This is a genomic window from Paenibacillus forsythiae T98, from assembly GCF_000520735.1.
Lineage (GTDB): Bacteria > Bacillota > Bacilli > Paenibacillales > Paenibacillaceae > Paenibacillus_AQ > Paenibacillus_AQ forsythiae.
In genome coordinates this window covers 1-548 of record NZ_ASSC01000334.1, presented here as the reverse complement: position 1 = coordinate 548, position 548 = coordinate 1, and the positions used below count along the sequence as shown (strand labels likewise).

The following is a 548-nucleotide window of genomic DNA, read 5'->3' as shown; positions in this document are numbered from 1 at the left end:
AGGGAAGAGGTTGCGGCGGTTGAAGCCGAACTCGAGCAATTCGAGGAGGTTGTCCGCTTCAAGCTGGCGGAGAAGACTCTGGACGATATGCTTCTCTCCATGTCGGAGACGATTGCCTATGCGGTTTCGGACAGCATCAAGGTTCCCGGCAACGATCCCTTGCCAAGAGGCGGCTGCGGCAGCGGCGGCAAATGCTCCTGCGGCTGATCCGCCGAAGGAAGCCCAAGACAGAAAGGCGGAGAAGCGCATGATTGCGGAACGAACAGGTTATATCATTTGGGTCAGCGATGTAAAAGCCGCTCGCAACCTGGAGAAGTACGGCACCCTGCATTACATTTCACGGAAAATGCATTACGCGGTTATGTACGTAAATTCAGACCGTGCGGAGGAAGTGATGAAGAACATCCGCAGGCTGTCATATGTCCGCAAGATTGAACGTTCCTACCGGAATGAGCTGAAGACAGAGTACTCCGGCAACGAACCGGACAAGACCCGTTATTACGGATTGTAACCCGGGAGCAGCTCCCAAGCGGCGGACAGCAGGTCTG

At 55.1% G+C, this 548-nt stretch carries 1 protein-coding gene and 1 pseudogene; both read left to right on the top strand.

Annotation, left to right across the window (positions count from 1 at the left end; all coding sequences use genetic code 11):
* Positions 1-207: pseudogene (locus L692_RS0110870) on the top strand (YlbF family regulator); the annotation flags it as partial.
* 40 nt (positions 208-247) lie between these two features.
* A complete protein-coding gene (locus L692_RS0110865; RefSeq protein WP_025699771.1) occupies positions 248-511 on the top strand; it encodes a YlbG family protein in 264 nt (87 codons plus the stop codon).
* Positions 512-548: the final 37 nt, after the last annotated feature.